Origin of the sequence: Bartonella schoenbuchensis R1 (assembly GCF_002022685.1) — a bacterium.
GTDB classification, from domain to species: domain Bacteria; phylum Pseudomonadota; class Alphaproteobacteria; order Rhizobiales; family Rhizobiaceae; genus Bartonella; species Bartonella schoenbuchensis.
Window position 1 is genome coordinate 1 of sequence record NZ_CP019789.1, and the last position, 20,362, is coordinate 20,362.

19 protein-coding genes and 2 pseudogenes are annotated in these 20,362 nt (G+C 34.8%); 13 read left to right on the forward strand and 8 right to left on the reverse strand.

All coding sequences use genetic code 11. The annotated features are described in order from the left end of the window. From BscR1v2_RS00005 to polA, 6 genes are all read left to right on the forward strand, one after another. Positions 1–822 (forward strand): pyruvate, water dikinase regulatory protein (locus BscR1v2_RS00005; RefSeq protein WP_257787985.1); only part of this gene is annotated, 822 nt, incomplete at its 5' end. A gap of 8 nt (positions 823–830) precedes the next feature. Continuing rightward, positions 831–1,427: a Maf family nucleotide pyrophosphatase gene (locus tag BscR1v2_RS00010; RefSeq protein WP_078690349.1), complete on the forward strand. Its 597-nt coding sequence runs from the start codon at positions 831–833 to the stop codon at positions 1,425–1,427. Then, positions 1,420–2,298: a shikimate dehydrogenase gene (locus BscR1v2_RS00015; protein WP_078689273.1), complete on the forward strand. Its 879-nt coding sequence runs from the start codon at positions 1,420–1,422 to the stop codon at positions 2,296–2,298. The genes BscR1v2_RS00010 and BscR1v2_RS00015 overlap by 8 nt, the downstream gene beginning before the upstream one ends. Beyond that, a complete protein-coding gene (coaE, locus tag BscR1v2_RS00020; protein ID WP_078689274.1) occupies positions 2,295–2,897 on the forward strand; it encodes a dephospho-CoA kinase in 603 nt (200 codons plus the stop codon). The genes BscR1v2_RS00015 and coaE overlap by 4 nt, the downstream gene beginning before the upstream one ends. Positions 2,898–2,901: 4 nt before the next feature. Continuing rightward, on the forward strand, positions 2,902–3,609 hold the full coding sequence (dnaQ, locus tag BscR1v2_RS00025; RefSeq protein ID WP_078689275.1) for a DNA polymerase III subunit epsilon: 708 nt from the start codon (positions 2,902–2,904) through the stop codon (positions 3,607–3,609). A 326-nt stretch (positions 3,610–3,935) separates the two neighbouring features. Then, the gene (gene polA / locus BscR1v2_RS00030) at positions 3,936–6,842 is read left to right on the forward strand and encodes a DNA polymerase I (protein ID WP_078689276.1); all 2,907 of its coding nucleotides are present in this window, start codon (positions 3,936–3,938) and stop codon (positions 6,840–6,842) included. Here the strand turns inward: polA and BscR1v2_RS00035 are convergent. From BscR1v2_RS00035 to ihfB, 7 genes are all read right to left on the reverse strand, one after another. Beyond that, positions 6,839–7,717 (reverse strand): endonuclease/exonuclease/phosphatase family protein, encoded by an 879-nt coding sequence (locus BscR1v2_RS00035; RefSeq protein ID WP_078689277.1) that lies wholly within the window; start codon positions 7,715–7,717, stop codon positions 6,839–6,841. The two genes, polA and BscR1v2_RS00035, sit on opposite strands and share 4 nt — an antisense overlap. A 135-nt stretch (positions 7,718–7,852) precedes the next feature. Next, positions 7,853–8,626: a Bax inhibitor-1/YccA family protein gene (locus BscR1v2_RS00040; RefSeq protein ID WP_078689278.1), complete on the reverse strand. Its 774-nt coding sequence runs from the start codon at positions 8,624–8,626 to the stop codon at positions 7,853–7,855. Between the two features lie 974 nt (positions 8,627–9,600). Further along, positions 9,601–10,089: a signal peptidase II gene (lspA, locus tag BscR1v2_RS00045; RefSeq protein WP_078689279.1), complete on the reverse strand. Its 489-nt coding sequence runs from the start codon at positions 10,087–10,089 to the stop codon at positions 9,601–9,603. A 26-nt stretch (positions 10,090–10,115) separates the two neighbouring features. Further along, complete coding sequence (locus BscR1v2_RS00050; protein WP_078689280.1) at positions 10,116–10,955, reverse strand: TrmH family RNA methyltransferase; 840 nt, start codon at positions 10,953–10,955, stop codon at positions 10,116–10,118. Positions 10,956–10,957: 2 nt separating this feature from the next. Continuing rightward, positions 10,958–11,890, reverse strand: a complete 933-nt coding sequence (locus tag BscR1v2_RS00055; protein WP_078690273.1) for a class I SAM-dependent methyltransferase — start codon at positions 11,888–11,890, stop codon at positions 10,958–10,960. Positions 11,891–12,044: 154 nt separating this feature from the next. Next, complete coding sequence (locus BscR1v2_RS00060; RefSeq protein WP_034989913.1) at positions 12,045–12,356, reverse strand: LapA family protein; 312 nt, start codon at positions 12,354–12,356, stop codon at positions 12,045–12,047. 8 nt (positions 12,357–12,364) lie between these two features. Then, positions 12,365–12,643, reverse strand: a complete 279-nt coding sequence (gene ihfB, locus BscR1v2_RS00065) for an integration host factor subunit beta (protein WP_010703183.1) — start codon at positions 12,641–12,643, stop codon at positions 12,365–12,367. Positions 12,644–12,837: 194 nt separating this feature from the next. On the opposite strand from ihfB, the gene lptC reads away from it, so the two are divergent. The 6 genes and pseudogenes from lptC (at position 12,838) to rlmN (ending at position 18,686) form a co-directional block, all read left to right on the forward strand. Next, complete coding sequence (gene lptC, locus BscR1v2_RS00070) at positions 12,838–13,482, forward strand: LPS export ABC transporter periplasmic protein LptC (RefSeq protein WP_078690274.1); 645 nt, start codon at positions 12,838–12,840, stop codon at positions 13,480–13,482. Positions 13,483–13,596: 114 nt separating this feature from the next. Continuing rightward, entirely contained in the window at positions 13,597–14,166 is a 570-nt protein-coding gene (locus BscR1v2_RS00075; protein ID WP_078689281.1) for an LptA/OstA family protein, read from the forward strand. A 13-nt stretch (positions 14,167–14,179) separates the two neighbouring features. Further along, positions 14,180–14,974, forward strand: coding sequence for an LPS export ABC transporter ATP-binding protein (gene lptB / locus BscR1v2_RS00080; RefSeq protein ID WP_078689282.1), 795 nt, complete (start codon positions 14,180–14,182; stop codon positions 14,972–14,974). Positions 14,975–15,578: 604 nt separating this feature from the next. Beyond that, positions 15,579–16,043 carry a PTS IIA-like nitrogen regulatory protein PtsN gene (gene ptsN, locus BscR1v2_RS00085; RefSeq protein WP_078689283.1) on the forward strand — a complete coding sequence of 155 codons (465 nt, stop codon included), beginning with the start codon at positions 15,579–15,581 and terminating at the stop codon, positions 16,041–16,043. 865 nt (positions 16,044–16,908) lie between these two features. After that, a complete protein-coding gene (locus BscR1v2_RS00090) occupies positions 16,909–17,412 on the forward strand; it encodes an invasion associated locus B family protein (protein WP_010703187.1) in 504 nt (167 codons plus the stop codon). A gap of 43 nt (positions 17,413–17,455) precedes the next feature. Then, positions 17,456–18,686, forward strand: a pseudogene (gene rlmN, locus BscR1v2_RS00095) (dual-specificity RNA methyltransferase RlmN). 7 nt (positions 18,687–18,693) lie between these two features. On the opposite strand, the gene BscR1v2_RS00100 reads toward rlmN, so the two are convergent. Next, entirely contained in the window at positions 18,694–19,338 is a 645-nt protein-coding gene (locus BscR1v2_RS00100; RefSeq protein ID WP_078689284.1) for a LysE family translocator, read from the reverse strand. A gap of 192 nt (positions 19,339–19,530) precedes the next feature. Between BscR1v2_RS00100 and BscR1v2_RS00105 the strand changes: the two are divergent. After that, positions 19,531–20,046, forward strand: a pseudogene (locus BscR1v2_RS00105) (argininosuccinate synthase domain-containing protein). Positions 20,047–20,362 lie beyond the last annotated feature (316 nt).

The window sequence follows — 20,362 nt, forward strand, 5'->3', positions numbered from 1 at the left end:
CAAAAAGAAAAAAAAAGCTTTCATTTGTATATGATTTCTGACGCAACAGGGGAAACATTGATTTCTGCTGCAAGAGCTGTTGCATCGCAATACACGATGTATCAGGCAATAGAACATCTTTACCCAATGATTCGTAATAAAACACAGTTGCAAAAAATTCTTGATGAAATTCAAGAAGAGCCGGGTATTGTTCTTTACACAATTATTGATGAAGAAATGAAACAACTTCTCAGTAAAGTATGTGCAAAAATAGGCACTCCTTGTGTTGCCATTTTAGATCCTGTTTTAAATGCTTTTCAGTCTTATCTTGGAACACCAACAAATTTACGTGCTAGTGCGCAGCATGGTCTTAATGCAGATTATTTTCGTCGTATTGAAGCGTTGAATTTTACAATAGACCACGACGATGGACAATCTCCTGATAGTATATTAGATGCAGATGTAATTCTTGTAGGTATTTCAAGAACTTCTAAGACACCAACAAGCATCTATTTAGCAAATCGTGGAATAAAAACTGCTAACATACCTCTTATTCCAGGAATTGATTTACCACAAACTCTTTTGGAAGAAAAAAATGTTTTAGTTGTTGGTTTAATTGCTTCAGCTGAAAGAATTTCACATATTCGTCAAAATCGAGATTTGGGGGAAGGTTTTGCTATTGAAAATTATACTGATCGCACCAGCATAGCTAGAGAGTTGATTTATGCAAAACGCATTTATGAACGTTTTGGTTGGCCTATCATTGATGTAACCAGACGTTCTATTGAGGAAACTGCAGCAGCGGTATTTAAACTTTTATCACAATTTCGTGAGAGAAGATGAAAAAAATTATGGATGAAAATATGTTAATATTAGCATCTCTTAGCTCTTACCGTGCACAATTGTTAGACAAAGCTGGTTTAAAATTTTCTATTGAAGGAGCTTCTTTTGATGAACGAAAAGTGGAAGAGAAAGTAAAAACTAAAACTCCTAAAGAAACAAGTTGTTTCCTTGCAAGTTCAAAAGCAAAAGATGTTTCTAAGCGTTTTCCTCATGCATTAGTTATAGGTTGTGACCAAATACTTGATCTGGATGGACAGATTTTTCATAAAGTTTCAGATATTAAAGAAGCACATCAACGATTACGTGCTTTATCAGGAAAAACACATTCTCTTCATAGTGCAATAGCTTTAGTCAAAAATGGTCAAGAAATATGGGTTGAAGCTTTTAGTGCTCATATGACGGTACGTTCTCTCTCATCAGAATTTATTGAACGTTACCTAACGCGTGTAGGAGCGGATGTTTTAAAAAGTGTAGGGGTATATCAAATTGAGAAAGAAGGAATACATCTTTTTGATAAAATAGAAGGAGATTTTTTTACTATCATTGGCTTACCATTATTACCTTTGCTGGCTAAATTGCGTCATTTGGGAGTTATTGATGGTTAATTTTGCAATAAACTGCAAAAAAAAAGAATATCCGTGTGCTTTTATTGCTGGTTATCCTATTCATCATTCAAAATCACCAAAGATTCATAATTTTTGGCTCAAACAATATGGTTTACAAGGTGAGTACCTTGCAAAAGAGGTAAAAACCGAAGAATTTAAGAGTTTTCTTATATCTTCACAAAAAAGGGGTTTTTGTGGAGGCAACGTTACCTTACCCCATAAACAGGAAGCTTTTCATTTAGCAACTTATAAAGATGAGGTAGCAACAGCTATTGGTGCTGTTAATACATTATGGTTTGAGGGGCAAAAACTTTGTGCCACAAACACTGATGCATATGGTTTTAGTGCTAATCTTGATGAATTTGCTCCTGATTGGGTTAAAGAAACAGCACTTGTTTTTGGTGCAGGAGGTGCTGCACGCGCTGTTTTATATATCTTGAAAAAACGTGGATTTGAACGTATTTTCTTGCTTAATCGTACAAGACAACATGCGGACGATTTGGCTGAGTATTTTGGAAAACCTGTTGAAGTCTATGACTGGCATAATATTTACAAAATACTTTATCAAGTTGATCTCATTGTTAATGCAACTTCTGTAGGCATGACAAATCTTTATAGCGAACAAAAGAGTATTTTTTTTGATTTTCATAAAGTAAAACCAACAGCATTGGTAACAGATGTTGTTTACACTCCATTAATGACCCCTTTTTTGCAACAAGCAAAAGCTCATGGTTTGAAAACAGTTGATGGACTTGGTATGCTTTTACATCAGGCTGTACCTGGTTTTGAGCAATGGTTTGGAACAAGACCGCTTGTAACAAAGGCATTGCGAACAGCGATTGTAGAGGATATGAGTGAAAATAAAATATGAAAATTATAGGATTGACCGGATCAATTGCCATGGGCAAATCAACAACTGCTCGTTTTTTTGAACAAGCAGGTGTTCCTGTTTTTAGTGCTGATGAAGTAGTGCACCAACTTTACCGTAGTGAGCCGGTCTTGTCACTTATTATACGTACTTTTCCAGGTGTTGTTGAAAATGGTCAAGTTAACCGTTTAAAACTTTCCAAAGTTTTGATAAATAATCACGAAAAACTACAAACTTTAGAAAAAATAATTCATCCCTTAGTTTGGAAAAAAGAAGAAGAATTTGTTAACAGGGCACGCCAACAGGGAAAAAAACTAATAGTTCTTGATATTCCGCTTCTTTTTGAAACAAACAGTGAAAACCGAGTAGATAGTGTAATTGTTGTATCTGCACCATCAGCAATACAAAAGAAGCGTGTAATGAATCGTCCAAATATGAGTGAGGAAAAATTTGCAGCGATCAGTGCCAAACAAATATCCGATGAAAAAAAGAGAGAACGTGCGGATTTTGTCATTGATACGGGAAAAAGTTTAGATAATACACGTCAACAAGTTTTTCGTATAATAAAGAATTTACTAAAGGATGTATCTTTAAAGAATTAAAGAAATGCGTGAAATTATTTTTGATACCGAGACAACGGGTTTAGATAAAGACAGCGATCGTATTATTGAAATTGGCTGTGTAGAGATGGTTGATCGTTATCTTACGAAACGCCAATTCCATGTTTATTTAAATCCGCAAGGAGTCATTATCCCTGACGAAGTTGTAGCGATTCATGGATTGACCAATGAACGTTTAAAAAATGAAAAGAAATTCGAAGATATTGCTGATGAGTTTCTAGAATTTATTGATGGTGCAACAATGGTTGCTCATAATGCAAGTTTTGACATAAGCTTTCTTAATGCGGAATTAGGGCGGATCAATAAACCGCTTATCAGTGTTGATAATGTCATTGATACACTAGCTATAGCACGGCAAAAATTCCCTATGGGGCCTAATTCTCTTGATGTTTTATGTAAACGTTTTGGGATTGATAATAGTAATCGTGTTCTTCACGGTGCTCTACTTGATGCAGAGATTCTTGCTGATGTTTATATTGAGTTAATTGGTGGAAAACAGGGTGTACTTAGTTTTGATAACAATAGTGACCTTGATGAAAATATTCAAAATGGCAAGAATGTTTCCCATACAGTTAAAACTCGTCCCCACGCTTTACCTTCAAGGTTGAGCACACAAGAAAAAGATATGCACGCTGATTTAGTTAAAAAAATAGGCGATAAGGCTTTGTGGAATAACTTTAAAATTTTTCAATAAGAATTTAAGTTTCTTTGAAAAAATTATTAAAAATTTGGATTGGATAATATAATTCTTAAAAATACGGCCGTTGTGGGGAGGGGAACACCACAACGACCTTACCGCTACGTTGTACCTCAGCTATCATAGAAGGAGTAAAATGAAAGCTATCATATCCTATAATAACAAAGAAAAGCTCTCGGTACTGACTATAAAACGCAACGACTTTATATCTTATAAAAACAAAAAAATGGCTTTTCAGAGGCAACTCTATAAATTTTGAAATGAGATCGAAAAAAATATAAAAATAAATTTGTTTTGCGCTAAAATGAAGAAATGAAATTATCATGGAAACAAAAGATCACTTATTTTTAGTTGACGGATCAGGTTACATTTTTCGTGCTTATCACGCTTTACCACCCTTAAAACGCAAAAGGGATGGGCTTCCTGTAGGGGCTGTAGCCGGTTTTTGCAACATGTTATGGAAATTACTTTGTGATGCTCGCAATACGGCTGTTGGTATTGTGCCAACCCATTTTGCTGTTATCTTTGATTATTCATCTGATACGTTTCGTAAAAAAATTTATCCTCAATATAAAGCTAATCGTGCAGCTCCTCCTGAAGATCTTATTCCTCAATTTGCTTTGATACGACAAGCTACAAAAGCTTTTAATTTGCCTTGCATCGAAAAAGAAGGATTTGAAGCAGATGATTTAATTGCGACCTATGCGCAATTGGCAACTCAAGCGGGAGCAAAAACAACAATTATCTCCTCAGATAAAGATTTAATGCAGTTGGTAAATACGCGTGTATCTTTATATGATGGAATGAAAGATAAACATATCGGTGTTTCTGAAGTCATAGAAAAATGGGGTGTAGCGCCTGAAAAAATGATTGATTTGCAAGCTTTAGTTGGAGATACCACAGACAATATTCCAGGTGTTCCAGGTATTGGTCCAAAGATTGCAGCACAATTATTAAATCAATTTGGTACTCTCGATCTCTTATTGCAACACGCAGAAGAAATCAAACAAGTAAAACGGCGTGAAAATATTCAAGCTTATAAAGAGCAAACAAAGATTTCTCGTGAATTGGTAAAGCTTAAAACAGATGTACCTATAGACAATAATTTAGATAATTTTATTTTAGAACCACAAGATGGCCCGCGTTTAATTGCTTTTTTAAAAGCTATGGAATTTACAACGTTAACCCGTCGTGTAGCAGAAGCAACAGCATGTGATGCAGAGGTTATTGATGCTCTTGATATAGATACTGAGTGGACCCAAACTATTCATGGGCCTGACTTGGATAGTGAGAAAGTTGGTTCATTATTAACCCATGATTTTTGTAAAGATTCACCACAGACTTTGGCACAAAAACGTAAAGATCAGGCTCTTGTACAAAAAAATATAGGAGATTCTTATGAAACCATCCTTGATGAGAAAATCTTAAGAGAATGGTTACTGGAAGCACAAGAGCAAGGTTATTTTGCTTTTAACATAGAAACAACCTCATTAAACCCTATACAAGCGAAAATTATTGGTTTTTCGTTGGCATTACAGCCAGAAAAAGCAGCTTATATACCACTAGAACACACTGAAGAAGGATGCGACCTTTTAGGAGGTGGGTGTGTAGTCACACAAATTGAAACACAAAAGGTTTTAGCGCTTTTAAAACCAATATTAGAAGATCAAGCTGTATTAAAAATTGGCTATAATATGAAATATAATTGGTTGATTATGAAACAATACGCCATTGTGACACAACCTTTTGATGACATAATGCTCATATCATATGCTTTAGATGCTGGAACTTCGACTCATAATAGGGATATTTTATCTGAACGATGGCTTAAGCATAAACCAATTGCTTACAAAGATTTAACGCATAACGGAAAGAAAATTACTTCTTTTGCACAAGTAGATTTAAAACAGGCAACCTTTTATGCAGCAGAAGGTGCCGATATAACGCTACGGTTATGGCAAGTTTTAAAGCCACAACTTGTCGCACAAGGCGTGACGAAAATTTATGAACGTCTTGATCGACCACTGATAGAAGTTCTCGCAAAAATGGAAGAACGAGGGATTCTGGTTGATAGGCAAATTCTTTCACGTCTTTCATGTGAGTTAGCGCAGGCTGCCCTTTCTTTGGAAGAGGAAATTTACCAATTGGTTGGTGAACGATTTAATATTGCCTCACCAAAACAATTAAGTGATATTCTTTTTGGTAAAATGGGTTTACCTGGGGGCGTTAAGACCAAAAATGGTCAGTGGTCAACCTCTGCACAAATTTTAGAAGAATTAGCCGCTGAAGGTCACACTTTACCACGTAAAATCGTTGATTGGCGCCAACTTACAAAATTAAAATCCACTTACACAGATGCTTTACCTTATTACATTTTGCCTGAGACAGGGCGTGTTCACACTAATTATTCTTTAGCAACGACATCAACAGGGCGGTTATCTTCATCAGAGCCCAATCTGCAAAATATTCCAATACGAACGCCAGAAGGGCGCAAAATTCGAACAGCCTTTATTGCTCCAAAGGGATGTGTACTATTATCGGCTGACTATAGTCAGATTGAATTGCGCATTCTTGCACATATCGCCAATATCACTGCATTGAAAGAAGCGTTTGCGCAAGATCAAGATATTCATGCTATAACCGCATCGCAAATATTTGGAGTTGCAGTAGAAGGAATGCCCTCAGATATACGCCGACGTGCAAAGGCGATTAATTTTGGTATTATTTATGGTATTTCAGCTTTTGGATTGGCAAACCAATTAAGTATTTCACGAAATGAGGCAAGTCGCTATATTGATATTTATTTTGAAAGGTTTCCAGGAATTAAAGATTATATGGAAACGACTAAATCATTTGCACGCCAACATGGTTATGTGGAAACAATTTTTGGACGTCGTATTCATTACCCTGAAATAAAAGCGACTAATTCCCAAATCCGTACTTTCAATGAAAGAGCTGCTATCAACGCACCAATTCAAGGATCAGCTGCAGATATCATTCGCCGTGCTATGATCCAGATGGAAGGTGCTTTGAAAAAAGAAAAACTGTCAGCAAAAATGCTACTACAAGTTCACGACGAACTGATTTTTGAAGTACCAGAAACTGAAAGTGAAAAAACAAAAGTCCTTGTTACAAAGGTAATGGAAAATGCTGCAATGCCTGCATTATCTTTGTCTGTCCCTCTTAAAGTAAAAGTCGCTGCTGCTCAAAACTGGAATGAGGCACATTAGTTTTTCTCGCTTATTTGATCTTTAAACATCGTCATTACATTGGCAAGATTAAGGTGAGCTTTAATTGGTAAGTGATCTGATGCAACACGTGCTAGTGGGGAATAATGACTTTCAATTTTTGTTACCAAATGGGGAGGAAAAGCAAAAATTCTATCAAGAGCTAGAAAAGGAAAGCGAGAAGGAAAACTTGGTACAGTTCCTCGTGTAATATCAAAATAAGGAAAAAAATGATTTAATGACGATTTTTTCCCTACTCGCCATTCATTAAAGTCACCAATAAGTAATGTGGGCATAAAAGAACGTTTTTGCAAAAGTGCAAGAAGCATTTTTACTTGCTGATTGCGAGAATGGCGTAACAAGCCAAAATGAGCTGCAATAATGCGAATAAAACCTGTCTCCATTTCTAATTCTGCCATTATAGCACCTCGTGGTTCAATACCAGGTAGGGAGATTTGTAAAATATCATGTACCTTCCCTTGACGCACAAAAAGAGCATTACCATGCCAACCATGGCCATGGGGTGACATGGTATTCAAAGGCACAGGAATCAAATTTGTTTCAGCTTTTAACAATTTAAGATCAATCAAACCAATGCGTTCACCAAAACGTTTATCCGCTTCTTGGAGTGCAAGAATATCAGCTTGTAATTCTGCAATAACACGTACAATGCGAGTAGGGTTGAAAATTTTATCAACACCTACGCATTTATGAACATTATAAGAAGCAACAACAAGATCATAATCGTTATCACAATTAACAGTATTTGGTCGGTAACCAGAACGATTACGAATAACACTTAAGAGAGGTTTATGAAGCTTTTGCTGGATAAATGCGGTGGGCCAGCGAAATTTTGGTTTATGAGGCTTCTTTATCATTTTATGTTTGAGTTAGTTGTTCAGTACACGTAAATATAATGCTAAAAGATTAGAAAATACGCGCTTATGTTAAAAACAAAAAAGCCCTGTTTCTTGAATGAAACAAGGCTTTTCAATAAAACAATAACTGTATAGTTAATTGCGATTTGAACCCAAAAATTGCAACAAGAAAACAAACATATTAATGAAATCAAGATAGAGATTTAACGCACCCATAATAATTTTACGACCACGCGTGTCATCTGCATCACCTTCATAATACATTAATTTGATAGTTTGTGTATTATAAGCTGTTAAGCCCGCAAAAACGAGAACACCAATTACTGAAATAGCAAATTGTAAGGCGCTTGATCCTAGAAAAATATTAACGACCATAGCAAGTAATAGGCCGATCAACCCCATAAACAAGAATGATCCCATCGCCGTAAGATCACGTTTTGTAGTGTAGCCATAAAGCGAAAGAGAGCCAAAAGCTGCAGAAGTGATAACAAAAGTCTGCACAATACTTTCAGGTGTGTAACGCAAAATAATTGATGACAATGAAAGGCCAACAAGCGCTGCATAACCAAAAAAGAGACTACGAGCAGCATTGGTACTAAGCGTATTGATTTTAAAACTGAGAAACAATACAGCAACAAGCGGCGAAAACATAATAACATAAGACAAAGGTGACGTATAAAATGTCACTCCAAATGATGTTAAGTAAACGCTATCATTAATTTGTGCAACTGCTTGATTTATATCTGCTGTTGTGGCCAATGATGCAATTATATAAGCAGCAGAAGCTGTAATAAGTAAACCAATGGCCATTGTGTTATAGACGCCCAGCATATAACTGCGCAATCCTTGATCGATTGATGCATCGGCATGAGAAACAGACGCCGAACGTAAATTTTTGAAATCAGCCATAATAAAAAGTCCTTTAGCATATGTTCCGTCACGAGTTAGGATTAAAAGGTAAAAATTCCTTTTAATAACGTTACATAAGCCATTATTAAGCTCATATAGACGCCCCTAAACGTTGCTGGTAAAATTCCAGCATACGCTTTTTCTATTATGGAGATTTATTTAAAAATTACAAGAGACTTTTATTGAAAGGAAAACTTACAAATTCGTAATGAAAGAGCACATTTTAACTGGAAATATTTAATTTTTTCAAGGATATTTTAAAAGATTAGGAATCTATTTTATCAGTAGTTTGAATGAACAATTTTGCTTAAATAAATTTGAAAAGAATTAGCTATATTCAGTAATATTTATTAATGCGCATAATTTCAAAAGCTTAGTTAAGCACTTTATTTTTTAATGAATACTAAAGATTTTTCTATTTTTGGTGATTACAATAATTCATAACTGAAGTACTATCCAAGCCAAATTTTAGTTGTTAGTACCTCAATAGCCAAAAGAGGCACTATTTTTATATCGTCAATTTTATAAAAACAAATCAGAATAATCTAAAACAGTAACAAAATCTGTTTTATTAATATCTCCGATATTATACTGTTCATTTAGTGGCAATAAAGAACGTTAAAAACAGCCTATGAGATGTTAGATTTTAACCTAAAGGCATTTTTTTCTATTAGCTTAAATCCGTAGTTATTAATCCGGTGTTAGTTTTCTAACAACGGCTTTATTATACATTAAAATACTACACAAAGCTGGAAGAAGCTTTAGTAATATCGCGAACTAAAGAGTGAGTATCGAATTTTTCTATTGTAAATTAGGATTACAATTTTACTAAGCTCTGTAAAGAAAAAACAGTAGCAGATAGAATGTAAATACGTTGTGGGTTAACCTTATCAGTAGATAAAATAAGAAGTTATATTTATAGCAGAAATAGCTTCATAAATAATGAAGTAGTATATTATTCCTCGGAAGTATTATTATTGAGATAGCTTTTTTTTCGAAGCAAGAATACGGAATTCATCAATTAACACGGCAATGGATCCAAGTGTTATGAAAGTATCAGCGAGATTGAAAATAGCAAAAGAAAAGATGCCATCAATGTGGAATGATATATAATCAGTAACATAATGGAAACGAACACGATCAATAAGATTTCCAATTGCTCCACCAAGGATCAAAACAATACCAAAGTGTGTTAAAATTTTATCACGCTCGATATTTTTCCAAAACCATAAAAGGAAAACAATAATGATGAGCGTAAAAGCAATGATTCCCCAATGGGAAAAGGAAGAAAGAAATGAAAACGCAATACCAGAGTTGCGTACGTGGTAAAGCGAAATAAAAGGAAGAAGCGGAATTTTTGTTTCTAAAGGTATAGTCTGTATAACCCAAAATTTTATCGCTTGATCAAGTAAAACTGTAATAAACAAACCAGAAAAAAGGAAGGATAATGATTTGTGTGTCATATTTTGACCTCACATAAGTTCAAGTGTTAAATCGTGGGTTCAAGTGTTAAATAAGGACGGCGAATTTCATAAAGCATAACAGCTGTAGCTATAGCCAAATTAAGCGAATCGGCACGTCCATTTTGCGGAATGCGCACCAGTTGATCACAGCGATCAGCGAGGACATCTGGTAAACCTTGTTGTTCATTTCCCATTAAAAGTATAATAGGACCTTTTTTAAGATCAACACTACGATAATCAACAGATGTTTTGAGATGTGTTCCAATAATGATGCCTTTAAAGTGTGTAGACCAATTCAAAAAGGCGCTTTCACTAAAACGGTAGAGTGGTACGGAAAAAATTGATCCCATTGTTGCGCGTACTGTTTCAGGTGAAAAAGGATCTGTCGTTTCGCCAATCAACATAACCCCTTTTGCTCCCACTGCATCTGCAGTGCGGATGATGGTACCAAGATTTCCAGGATCACGTACACGATCAAGTGCAATATAGACATCTTGAGTTAGTCCCTTTATCATTTCAATAGGGTGCCACTGTTGTTTAAAAATGCCAACAACTGTTTGCGGATTATCACGCCGGGTAATAGATTCCATAACTTTTTGTGAAGCTTTAATGACAAAACCACCACGAGCTACAGTACGTGCAGCTATATTTTCAATAACAGTGTTACCAACTTTATTTTTAGATAAAATAAGTGTTTGAATTGCCCAGCCAAGGTTTAAAGCATCAATCACCAGTTTAAGTCCTTCTGCCATGAAGACTCCATCTCGATTACGGTTCTTCTTTTGATTGAGTGCTTTAAGGCTTTTAATAATAGGGTTGCTAAGAGAGGTGATTTCTTTAACTTGACCTGTTTTTTGTGTATCCATGTTCAAGCAATCCAACGGCTAAAGAGAGAAGTAGAAAGAGCACGTCCAGCAGTTTCTTCACGCAAAATTAGTTCTCCTGATTCAATTATACCACCAAGATTTATCAATTCATCACGCATTAAAGTATGAAGTGCATAAAAAGAAGCACGAATAGTATAGGCTGTAAGCACGATGGATAATGGTTTATCAGATAAAAGGTTGCGACAATTTTTAATCATTTCTGGTAAATGGTCAAATAATTGCCAAACCTCACCATGAGGTCCACGTCCATAAGCAGGAGGATCAAGAAGAATTATGTCGTAGGTTTTTTTACGACGTAATTCGCGTTCAACGAATTTTACAGCATCGTCACAAATCCAACGAATGGAACGATCTGATAAGCCCGCTTTTTCCTGATTAGCTTTTGCCCAAGTGATGGCTTTTTTAGAAGCATCAACATGGGTAACAGTTGCACCTGCACGTGCACCAATCAAAGAAGCAACACCTGTGTAACCAAAAAGATTGAGCAATTTGATAGGGCGCTTGGCTTGGATAATTTGTTCTTCCATCAAACGCCAATGAGCATCTTGTTCGGGAAAAACACCTACATGACGAAAAGAAGTAAAACGTCCCCAAAAAGGCAAACCATTCCAAAAAAGAGGCCATGTTTCATCAAGTTGTTTTTTAGGAAAATGCCAGCGACCAATACCCTCCTCATCTCGATTGCCTTTGAAAATGGCATCAACATCAGTCCAATTTTCTTGTGGTAGAGCGGGTTTCCATAATGCTTGACCTTCTGGTCGGATAATACGGTAAGAACCGTAACGTTCTAATTTTCGTCCATTGCCAGAGTCAATTAAGGCATAGTCTGCACTGGGACTTGTTTCTAAAATAAGAGGTATTTTTTCTTGCGGGTACACACCATTGAAATGTGTTTGAAAGCATTTTGCAGACATATTTGGTGTCATAGTACTTTCTTTGCAAGAAGGTTTATTATGAAAGACTATTGAATTTCTAGAATAATGTGAAAATTCGAAATTAATTAAACATTATAAAAAAAGCAAGAATACCTTTAAGATTCATTGTCAAACACAATAAGGGTGAAATTCATTAAGGTGTCGTTATATTAAGGTTTTTAGCAATTGACGTCTTTAATTTCTCAAGCTCTGCTTTACTTTTTTTAAGAGCTTTACGATATTGACGTTGTATAAGCCAATGCACTGCACTACTCAACAAAATACCAAGAGCAAGAAAAATAAAAAGCCAAACAAAAAAGGGAGCTTGATAAGTAAAATTTTCAGAATTAGTTCGAAAAGGATCAAGCGTTAAAGTAACAATTTGACGATTAGCTATAGTAAAAGCAATCAAAAAAATTGTAAGAGGCACTAAAATAATTGCCAAAAGAATACGTTTGGTTGTCATGAGTTTACTCATTTATTCAGTCGATCCCGCAAGTCTTTACCTGTCTTGAAGAAAGGAACCCATTTTTTTTCAACGACAACGGTTTCACCTGTTCGTGGGTTACGACCATTGCGCGCTGAACGACTTTTGACGGCAAAAGCTCCAAAACCACGAAGTTCAATACGGTCGCCATTAATGAGCGCTGTTGAAATTTCTTCAAAAACAGCATTTACAATATTTTCTACATCACGCTGAAGAAGATGTGGGTTATAACGAGCAATAATTTGTATGAGCTCTGATTTGATCAAAATAGCCTCTCTATTTACACAAAAAAGATTATATTTTACCAATTATGCATTCCATGTGCGCACGTTACGCATATAGATTAATAAAAACAGAATAAAACCAAGAGCAGTCAGATTGCAAGAAGCAAAATTTAAAAATACATATTAAGAGATGCTACAGATTGAAAAAAGTAGAGTATTTGAGAGATAAAACAAATATGACTATGCACAATTACCGTGAAGATTTTTCAATAAAATCATCTTCTGATGATATTTTTAAGAAAGCATATCATCATTCGTGTCGAATCCGTTTGTTAAAAATCTTTTTACCTCTCGTGGCATTGATTATAGCGCTGGTTTTTTCTTGGTTTATATTTTTTTCTCTTTCTGCTTCCTCTGGTAGTGTGGTTTTAAAGAATGAAGATGATGAGATAGTAAAATTGATAATGGTTAATCCAAGATTAGAAAGCTATACAAGTTCTCACAAGCTTTATTGGCTTGAAGCGCAAGAAGCTTTTCAAGATTCTCTACATTCTGAGGTGGTTGGATTACAAGGTATTACAGCTGAGATACCTTCAGGCAAATTGGGGACAGCTTTTCTCCAGGCACAAAGTGGGACTTATGATCATATTAATAATCATTTAAAATTAGATAAGCCGTTTACAGTCAAAACACAGGACAATATGGTCGCACAGTTCATAGCTGCTGATATCGATTTATCTGAAAGCCAATTGAAAACCGATCAATGTGTACATATTAAACGTGCAGGCTTATCTCTTAAAGCAAATACTTTGCAAATTCATGAAAAAGGGCAAAAGATATATTTTCAGGGTGATGTGCATTTAGTGATCGACAAACAATAAATTAAAACCAACACGAATCTTTAAATGATGTTTATGGGAGATAAATCTGTACATAAACAAATGGGAAAATTGAGGGTAAATTAAGTGCAGCCAAGAACATCATATAAAAAACAAATGGGTTTATATTTGGCTTTAATCTTGGGAACATTAGGATTAACAATGGTTTGGGGACATGCTGAGGAAGCTCATTTCGGGATTAATTTATCAAATAGTAAAGAGCCCATAGAATTGCATGCAGATTCCTTAGAAATACGCGATAAAGAGGAGATTGCTGTTTTTAGTGGCAATGTTTCAATTGTTCAAGGTGAGCGACTGATGCAAACATCACAATTAATTGTTTATTATGATAAAACACATAAAACAATTGATGAAAATAAGAAAAACATAGAGTCAACATCGCCTGTTGGTTTTGATGTAACAGGTATTAAGAAAATGGAAGCGTTGGGAAAGGTTTATATTAAAATAGCCACGCAAATTGCTACCGGTGATAAAGGTATTTTTGATAGACAATCAAATAGGATGATTTTGACAGGTAATAAAGTTGTCTTGAAAGATAATAATAATGTTGCGACAGGGTGCAAGTTGACAGTACATATGGAAAGCGGAAAAGCTTTTCTCGAAGGTTGTCAGGCGTTTGAGAAAAAGAATCGTGCTTCAATCATTTTAAAATCAAGTCAAAAATAGCTATTAAGATTTTATGCTTAAAATCAAAAAAACAAAACAAACAACGAGATATGATCTTGCAAGTGAGGCTTTAAAACAACCTTTAAAAGGAACTTTAGTTGCGCGTCATTTAGTTAAAGCTTATCGAGGAAGGCAGGTTGTTAAGGATGTTTCTTTTAATGTCTGCACCGGTGAGGCTGTAGGTATTTTAGGCCCTAATGGTGCTGGTAAAACTACTTGTTTTTATATGGTTACAGGTTTAGTTGAAGCCGATGGGGGGACAATTGAAATTAATGGGTTTAATGTCACCCATATGCCGATGTATCAACGTGCGCGTTTGGGTATTGGATATTTACCACAAGAAGCATCTATTTTTCGCGGTCTTTCAGTAGAAAATAATATTAAAGCTGTTTTGGAAGTGATCGAAAAAGATCGCTTTAAACGTCGTGAAGAATTGGATGCACTTTTATGTGAATTCAAAATTGATCATTTGCGCAAAACACCAGCTATTTCTTTATCTGGGGGTGAACGACGGCGACTTGAAATCGCACGTGCTTTAGCTTCACGCCCCAATTTTATGTTGCTTGATGAGCCATTTGCAGGAATTGACCCTATTGCTATTTCTGATATCCAACGACTCGTTCATCATTTAACTCAACGTGGTATCGGTGTTTTGATAACTGATCATAATGTGCGTGAAACATTAAATCTTGTTGATCGTGCTTATATTATTCATGAAGGACAGGTGTTAATTGATGGCTGTCCGAACGATATTATCAATAATGCTGATGTCCGCAGAATTTATTTGGGCAATCAGTTTTCTCTTTGATTATTTTAATGTGCTATAGAAGATCAAATTAAACTTAAAAGATCATAATTATAAGGGGTAAAATGCTGCTTTCTATCAATTATATCTGATTTGCATCTTTGCATACGTCAAGCCAATTACAAAATGTACGCATAGCTTTTAATAGAGTGGTTGTAATAGAGTAGTTGAATGTATTTTATACAGCTTTGTCGTTATCATTAGTTGTTTTAAAGCCATACGCTGATACTCCAAATAAGAATACCACTTTAGCTTAATATGTATGTGGTATTATGGAGCTTATTGTAAGAGAGAGAACAATCTTCCAAAGGTTATAAATCAACTATAACAATTGAAGAGTTAATAAAAATGATGATGACTATTACTAGAGCAGGAATTAAATTTTGATTGACAAGGTAGTTTTATTTTTGTTTTCCCAATGTTGTTGAGAACAGGCTTGAGCGTGTTTATCATCAAATTAATAGTGATATTAGAAAGATTAATTCATAGCTATTATGAAAAAATAGCGTACGTAAGATATTGACAGAAATAGACAAAAACTCTTAAAAATTAATACTATTTTGGGATTTGTAAATAAGTATTTAAGCGTAAAAAAAGGAAAAAAGTTATGAATTTGAGTGAGTTAATTGCACCAGAAGCAATTATTCCAGTGCTTAAAGCAAATTCGAAAAAACAAGTCCTGAAAATTTTAGCTGAGAAAGCTAATGAGTTAACAGGCCTTAATGAGCGTATGGTTTTTGATGTTATTTTGCAGCGTGAAAAATTAGGATCAACTGGTGTGGGAAATGGTATTGCGATCCCTCATGGGAAATTTCCTAATATTGATCAAAATATCTGTATCTTTGCTCGTCTTGAACATCCAGTTGATTTTGAAACTTTTGATGATGAACCTGTTGACCTTGTTTTTCTACTCTTAGCACCAGAGCATGCTGGCACGGATAATTTGAAAGCTTTGTCACAAATTATGCGTATTTTGCATTATTCTGACGTTATTGACAAATTACGCAATACACATGATGTTGACGCGCTTGATGCTTTATTACTTCAACATTTAACATTAAATGCAGCCTGAGAGGCAATATTGGTACAATATGTATTATGGTAGAAATAATCGAAGGCGGGATGTGACATAATTTATGTTAAAGTAATTAATCTTAAAAAAAAAGATTAATATCCTGCTAGTCTCTTTTGTAAATATTTCAAAATTAGAAGGCACATAATATTTGATAATTTTGCGATATTTCTTTTGAATAAGCAAAATAAAGAAAAGGCGTAAAATAGCGTCGCACACAAATCTAAAAGTTGGCTTAATTGATAAGGAATGTGATGCCTGATCTTTAAGCATACTATAGTAAGTGAACATAAAGTGTTCGTATTTCGTGTATAGGCAAAGAATTGATCAATATAGAGACAAAACTGCTCTTGTATTTTTATGCGTGTAGATTCAATTTTTGATACCGATTAATGATAGCAACAAGATTTTAAAATTCAAAATTTCCCACAAAAAATACATTTTTCAAAATTGTGTAATAATTTATTTGTATACAGTATAATTCTTACAATTTGTTGCTTAACGATTTGACAATCGTGTTCATTTTTGTTCTATTTTGCAATCAAATTATCAAACAGAGTGAAGGTATATTTTTATTTTAAACGGCAGAAATATACTCGTTTACGAAAACATAAGTTCTTTATGCAAAAATAAATTTGACGAAATGAAATCAGAGTGTTGTCTTTTTATCTGGTTATAAATAAAAAAATTTATATTCTATAAAAGCCAAAAGGCTACACTAGAATGAAAGGCTTATTTTAATTAGAAGCCTTATTTTATTGTTAAATAATTAACAACAATAATGCTAAATATTTAGCCAGCCTTTGTTAGGCTTCATTAATAAAAGAGTTTTGTTAAAGAGAATAAAGAAGTGAGCTAAATGAAGATGTTAAAAAAGACTTTTATCACTACGTCTGTGATGATTCTAGCTGCTGCTGGGATAACATGGGCACAAACGCCAAACCGCCTAAATCAATTTGAAGCTTGGGGAGCTTATTCTTATAAATCATCAGAAAATACAGTTTGTTATGTGTTATCAGTACCTTTAAGTGCACTTCCGACAACTGTTAATCATGGTGATAATTTCTTTTTGGTCACTAAACGGTCTGATTCACCTGTTACATTCGAACCGCAATTTATGGCTGGTTATACACTTAAAGAAGGGTCAAAAGTTACTGTAACTGTTGGAGATAAAGATTTTGACTTTTTTACAAAGGATTCATCAGCTTGGTTAGCATCATCGGAGATGGAAAAACAGCTTGTTTCTGCTATGCGTTCGGGTAAAGATATGGTGGTAAAAGCAACCTCAAAACGGGGAACGCATACTACTTACACTTATTCCTTAAAAGGGGTGACAGCTGCGTTAAATATGGCACAAAAATGTCATTAAAGCGCTTATAATTTTTTAAAATAGCTATATAAACTGGAAATCAATGGCTATTTTATATGATTTTTCAACCAGGTGGTGCATGCCAAGTGCTCAAAGTAAATGATATTGAGATAAAGGAGAGGTCTAAACTATCCTTAATTGGCTTATCGCATGATGAAATGGTGCAAGCTTTAGAGGAAATTGGTGTACCAAAACATCAAACGCGTATGCGCGTACGTCAACTTTGGCATTGGCTTTATGTGCGTGGTGTTTCACATTTTGATGAAATGTTAAATATTGCCAAGCCAATGCGCAGAATGCTTCAAAATCATTTTTCTATTGCGCGTCCGGAAATTGTTGAAGAACAAACATCAAACGATGGAACATGTAAATGGCTTTTGCGTTTCCCAGCGCGTGGTGCTGGAAAGCCTGTTGAAATTGAGACGGTTTATATTCCTGAAGAAGGGCGCGGTACTTTATGTATTTCATCTCAAGTAGGGTGTACATTAACCTGCTCTTTTTGTCATACAGGAACACAGACACTTGTTCGTAATTTGACAGCTGAAGAAATTTTGGCGCAATTATTAGTTGCACGTGATCGTTTGGGTGATTTTCCTGAGAAAAATACACCTGATGGTGCAGCCGTTTCAATCGAAGGGCGCAAAGTCACCAATATTGTTATGATGGGTATGGGTGAGCCGCTTTATAATTTTGAAGCGGTCAAAAAAGCTTTATTGATTGCATCTGATGGTGATGGACTTTCTTTATCGAAACGGCGAATCACACTTTCAACAAGTGGAGTAGTTCCTGAAATTATACGAGCCGGAAAAGAAATTGGAGTTATGTTAGCAATCTCTCTTCATGCTGTACATGATGCATTACGAGATATATTGGTACCAATCAATAAAAAATATCCGCTTACTCTGTTAATGGACGCTTGTCGTAATTATCCTGGTCTTTCTAATGCAAAACGAATTACATTTGAATATGTTATGCTGAAAGACGTGAATGATAGTTTGGATGATGCTAAACAATTAGTACAATTGCTTAAAGGTATTCCTGCTAAAATCAATTTAATTCCTTTCAATTCATGGCCGGGAAGTCATTATCAATGTTCTGATTGGGAACAAATTGAACGCTTTGCTGATGTCATTAATCAAGCAGGTTATGCTTCACCCGTTCGGATGCCGCGTGGTCGTGATATTTTAGCTGCCTGTGGACAGCTAAAATCAGCTTCAGAACGCTTACGTAAATCTGAGCGATTGCACTGCGAAAATACAACTGGGGATGAATAAGCTTAATTTAGTGCGCTTTGATGATAAGTAGGCGTAAAGCAAAAATAATGAAGATAGCGGCAATAAGCCAATTGAGCATGCGAATATAAAAAGGGTTTTCTTTTAAACTCGTGGAAAATTTGTTGGCCATAAGAACCAATAAAATTGTAATGGGTAAAGATATAGGGATATAGGAAAGCCCCAAAATAAACAATTTTTGTTTGACCATAGGGTCATTAACATCGATAAATTGAGGTAAGAAAGTCATATTAAAAAGAATAACTTTGGGATTTAAAAGATTAATTCCAACTCCTGCAAGATAATTACGTTTGAGGCTTTGATGTTTTGGTGGGGATGTTTGTTGTAGGGAAAATGTTGAGTTTTTTAACAATGTTTGAAAAGCAAGCCATAGAAGAAAGAAAGCACCAACAATTCTCAGAAGAAAAAAAGCCCTCGGTGAGGTGACAATAAGTGCTGATAAACCAATAGCCACAGCAGTAACTTGAATGGCAAAACCCGTTGCACTACCAAAGGCACACATAATCCCAGCTTTTTTATTTTGTGCAATGGTCCGTCCCACTGAAAGCATCATATCAGGTCCTGGGATAAGCGCTAAAATCAAAGATATTAGAGCGAATTGTACAAAAATGGGCCATTCAGGGAAAAATGACATTTAAACTTCCTTTATATAAAGAGATTGCTATAATATAAGACTTTTCACATACACATTTTTTAAGCTTTTTCATTCTTTTTTGCATCCTTTTAATTTTGCATCCTTTTAATATTGTTTAAGGGGAATTTATTTTGATTGTTTGCATGGGGTTGATTTCTGAATAAAAGAAGGAAAATAATGTAGAGCTTTAAAATGAAAAAATGGCAAGATATTAAGAAAGTTGTTTTAGTTTATTCAGGGGGATTAGATACGTCAATCATTCTTAAATGGTTACAAAGCAAACTCGGTGTAAAAGTTGTAACTTTTACAGCTTGATTTGGGATAAGGGGAAGAATTAGAGCCTGCACGTTTTAAGCCAAAATGCTTGGTATTAAAGAAATCTATATTGAAGATTTGCGTGAAGAATTTGTACGTGATTTTGTGTTTCCAATGTTTCGAACAAATGTAGTTTATGAAGGGGTTTATCTTTTGGGGATATTAATTGCTCGCCCACTTATTTCAAAATATCTTATTGAAATTGCTAAAGAAATAAGTGCAGATGCAATTGCTCATGGCGCAACAGGAAAAGGGAATGATCAAGTACGTTTTGAACTTTTTGCTTATGCTCTTGGCCCCAATATTAAAGTTAAAGATGTTGCTGGCTTTATTAAATTAAATGCTTTACGCTTACGCACATTAGCAATGCGTTCATCAAAATTACGAAAATAATAAAAAACTACTTTAATATTTTTTCTGGAAAAATAACTTTTAGACAAAATATTTAACAAAGTTTTTATTACTCATTTTCACCAACAACAGGTACGTTATTTGTCTATGTTGTCTTCAATATGAAAGGATTTGTTTTCTTTTGGAGTAAGTGTAGTAGGGTCAAGTTTAAAATGACGACACTTAAAAAAGCCAATTAAAATATAAAAGCAAGGCTTATTGTGAAGTAATAAAATGAGATAAAAGAATTTTGCTACTTTTAACTTTGCTATTATTGACGAATAAATTCAATGACCATACACCATGGTATTAAACAATT

Coding starts and splice junctions, on each gene's coding strand:
- lptC (WP_078690274.1), top strand. CDS start 12,838: ATGACTATGCACAATTACCGTGAAGATTTTTCAATAAAATCATCTTCT.
- coaE (WP_078689274.1), top strand. CDS start 2,295: ATGAAAATTATAGGATTGACCGGATCAATTGCCATGGGCAAATCAACA.
- dnaQ (WP_078689275.1), top strand. CDS start 2,902: ATGCGTGAAATTATTTTTGATACCGAGACAACGGGTTTAGATAAAGAC.
- BscR1v2_RS00100 (WP_078689284.1), bottom strand. CDS start 19,338: ATGTCATTTTTCCCTGAATGGCCCATTTTTGTACAATTCGCTCTAATA.
- BscR1v2_RS00090 (WP_010703187.1), top strand. CDS start 16,909: ATGTTAAAAAAGACTTTTATCACTACGTCTGTGATGATTCTAGCTGCT.
- BscR1v2_RS00050 (WP_078689280.1), bottom strand. CDS start 10,955: ATGGATACACAAAAAACAGGTCAAGTTAAAGAAATCACCTCTCTTAGC.
- lspA (WP_078689279.1), bottom strand. CDS start 10,089: ATGACACACAAATCATTATCCTTCCTTTTTTCTGGTTTGTTTATTACA.
- BscR1v2_RS00035 (WP_078689277.1), bottom strand. CDS start 7,717: ATGATAAAGAAGCCTCATAAACCAAAATTTCGCTGGCCCACCGCATTT.
- BscR1v2_RS00040 (WP_078689278.1), bottom strand. CDS start 8,626: ATGGCTGATTTCAAAAATTTACGTTCGGCGTCTGTTTCTCATGCCGAT.
- BscR1v2_RS00015 (WP_078689273.1), top strand. CDS start 1,420: ATGGTTAATTTTGCAATAAACTGCAAAAAAAAAGAATATCCGTGTGCT.
- BscR1v2_RS00055 (WP_078690273.1), bottom strand. CDS start 11,890: ATGTCTGCAAAATGCTTTCAAACACATTTCAATGGTGTGTACCCGCAA.
- BscR1v2_RS00010 (WP_078690349.1), top strand. CDS start 831: ATGGATGAAAATATGTTAATATTAGCATCTCTTAGCTCTTACCGTGCA.
- ptsN (WP_078689283.1), top strand. CDS start 15,579: ATGAATTTGAGTGAGTTAATTGCACCAGAAGCAATTATTCCAGTGCTT.
- polA (WP_078689276.1), top strand. CDS start 3,936: ATGGAAACAAAAGATCACTTATTTTTAGTTGACGGATCAGGTTACATT.
- BscR1v2_RS00060 (WP_034989913.1), bottom strand. CDS start 12,356: ATGACAACCAAACGTATTCTTTTGGCAATTATTTTAGTGCCTCTTACA.
- BscR1v2_RS00075 (WP_078689281.1), top strand. CDS start 13,597: ATGGGTTTATATTTGGCTTTAATCTTGGGAACATTAGGATTAACAATG.
- lptB (WP_078689282.1), top strand. CDS start 14,180: ATGCTTAAAATCAAAAAAACAAAACAAACAACGAGATATGATCTTGCA.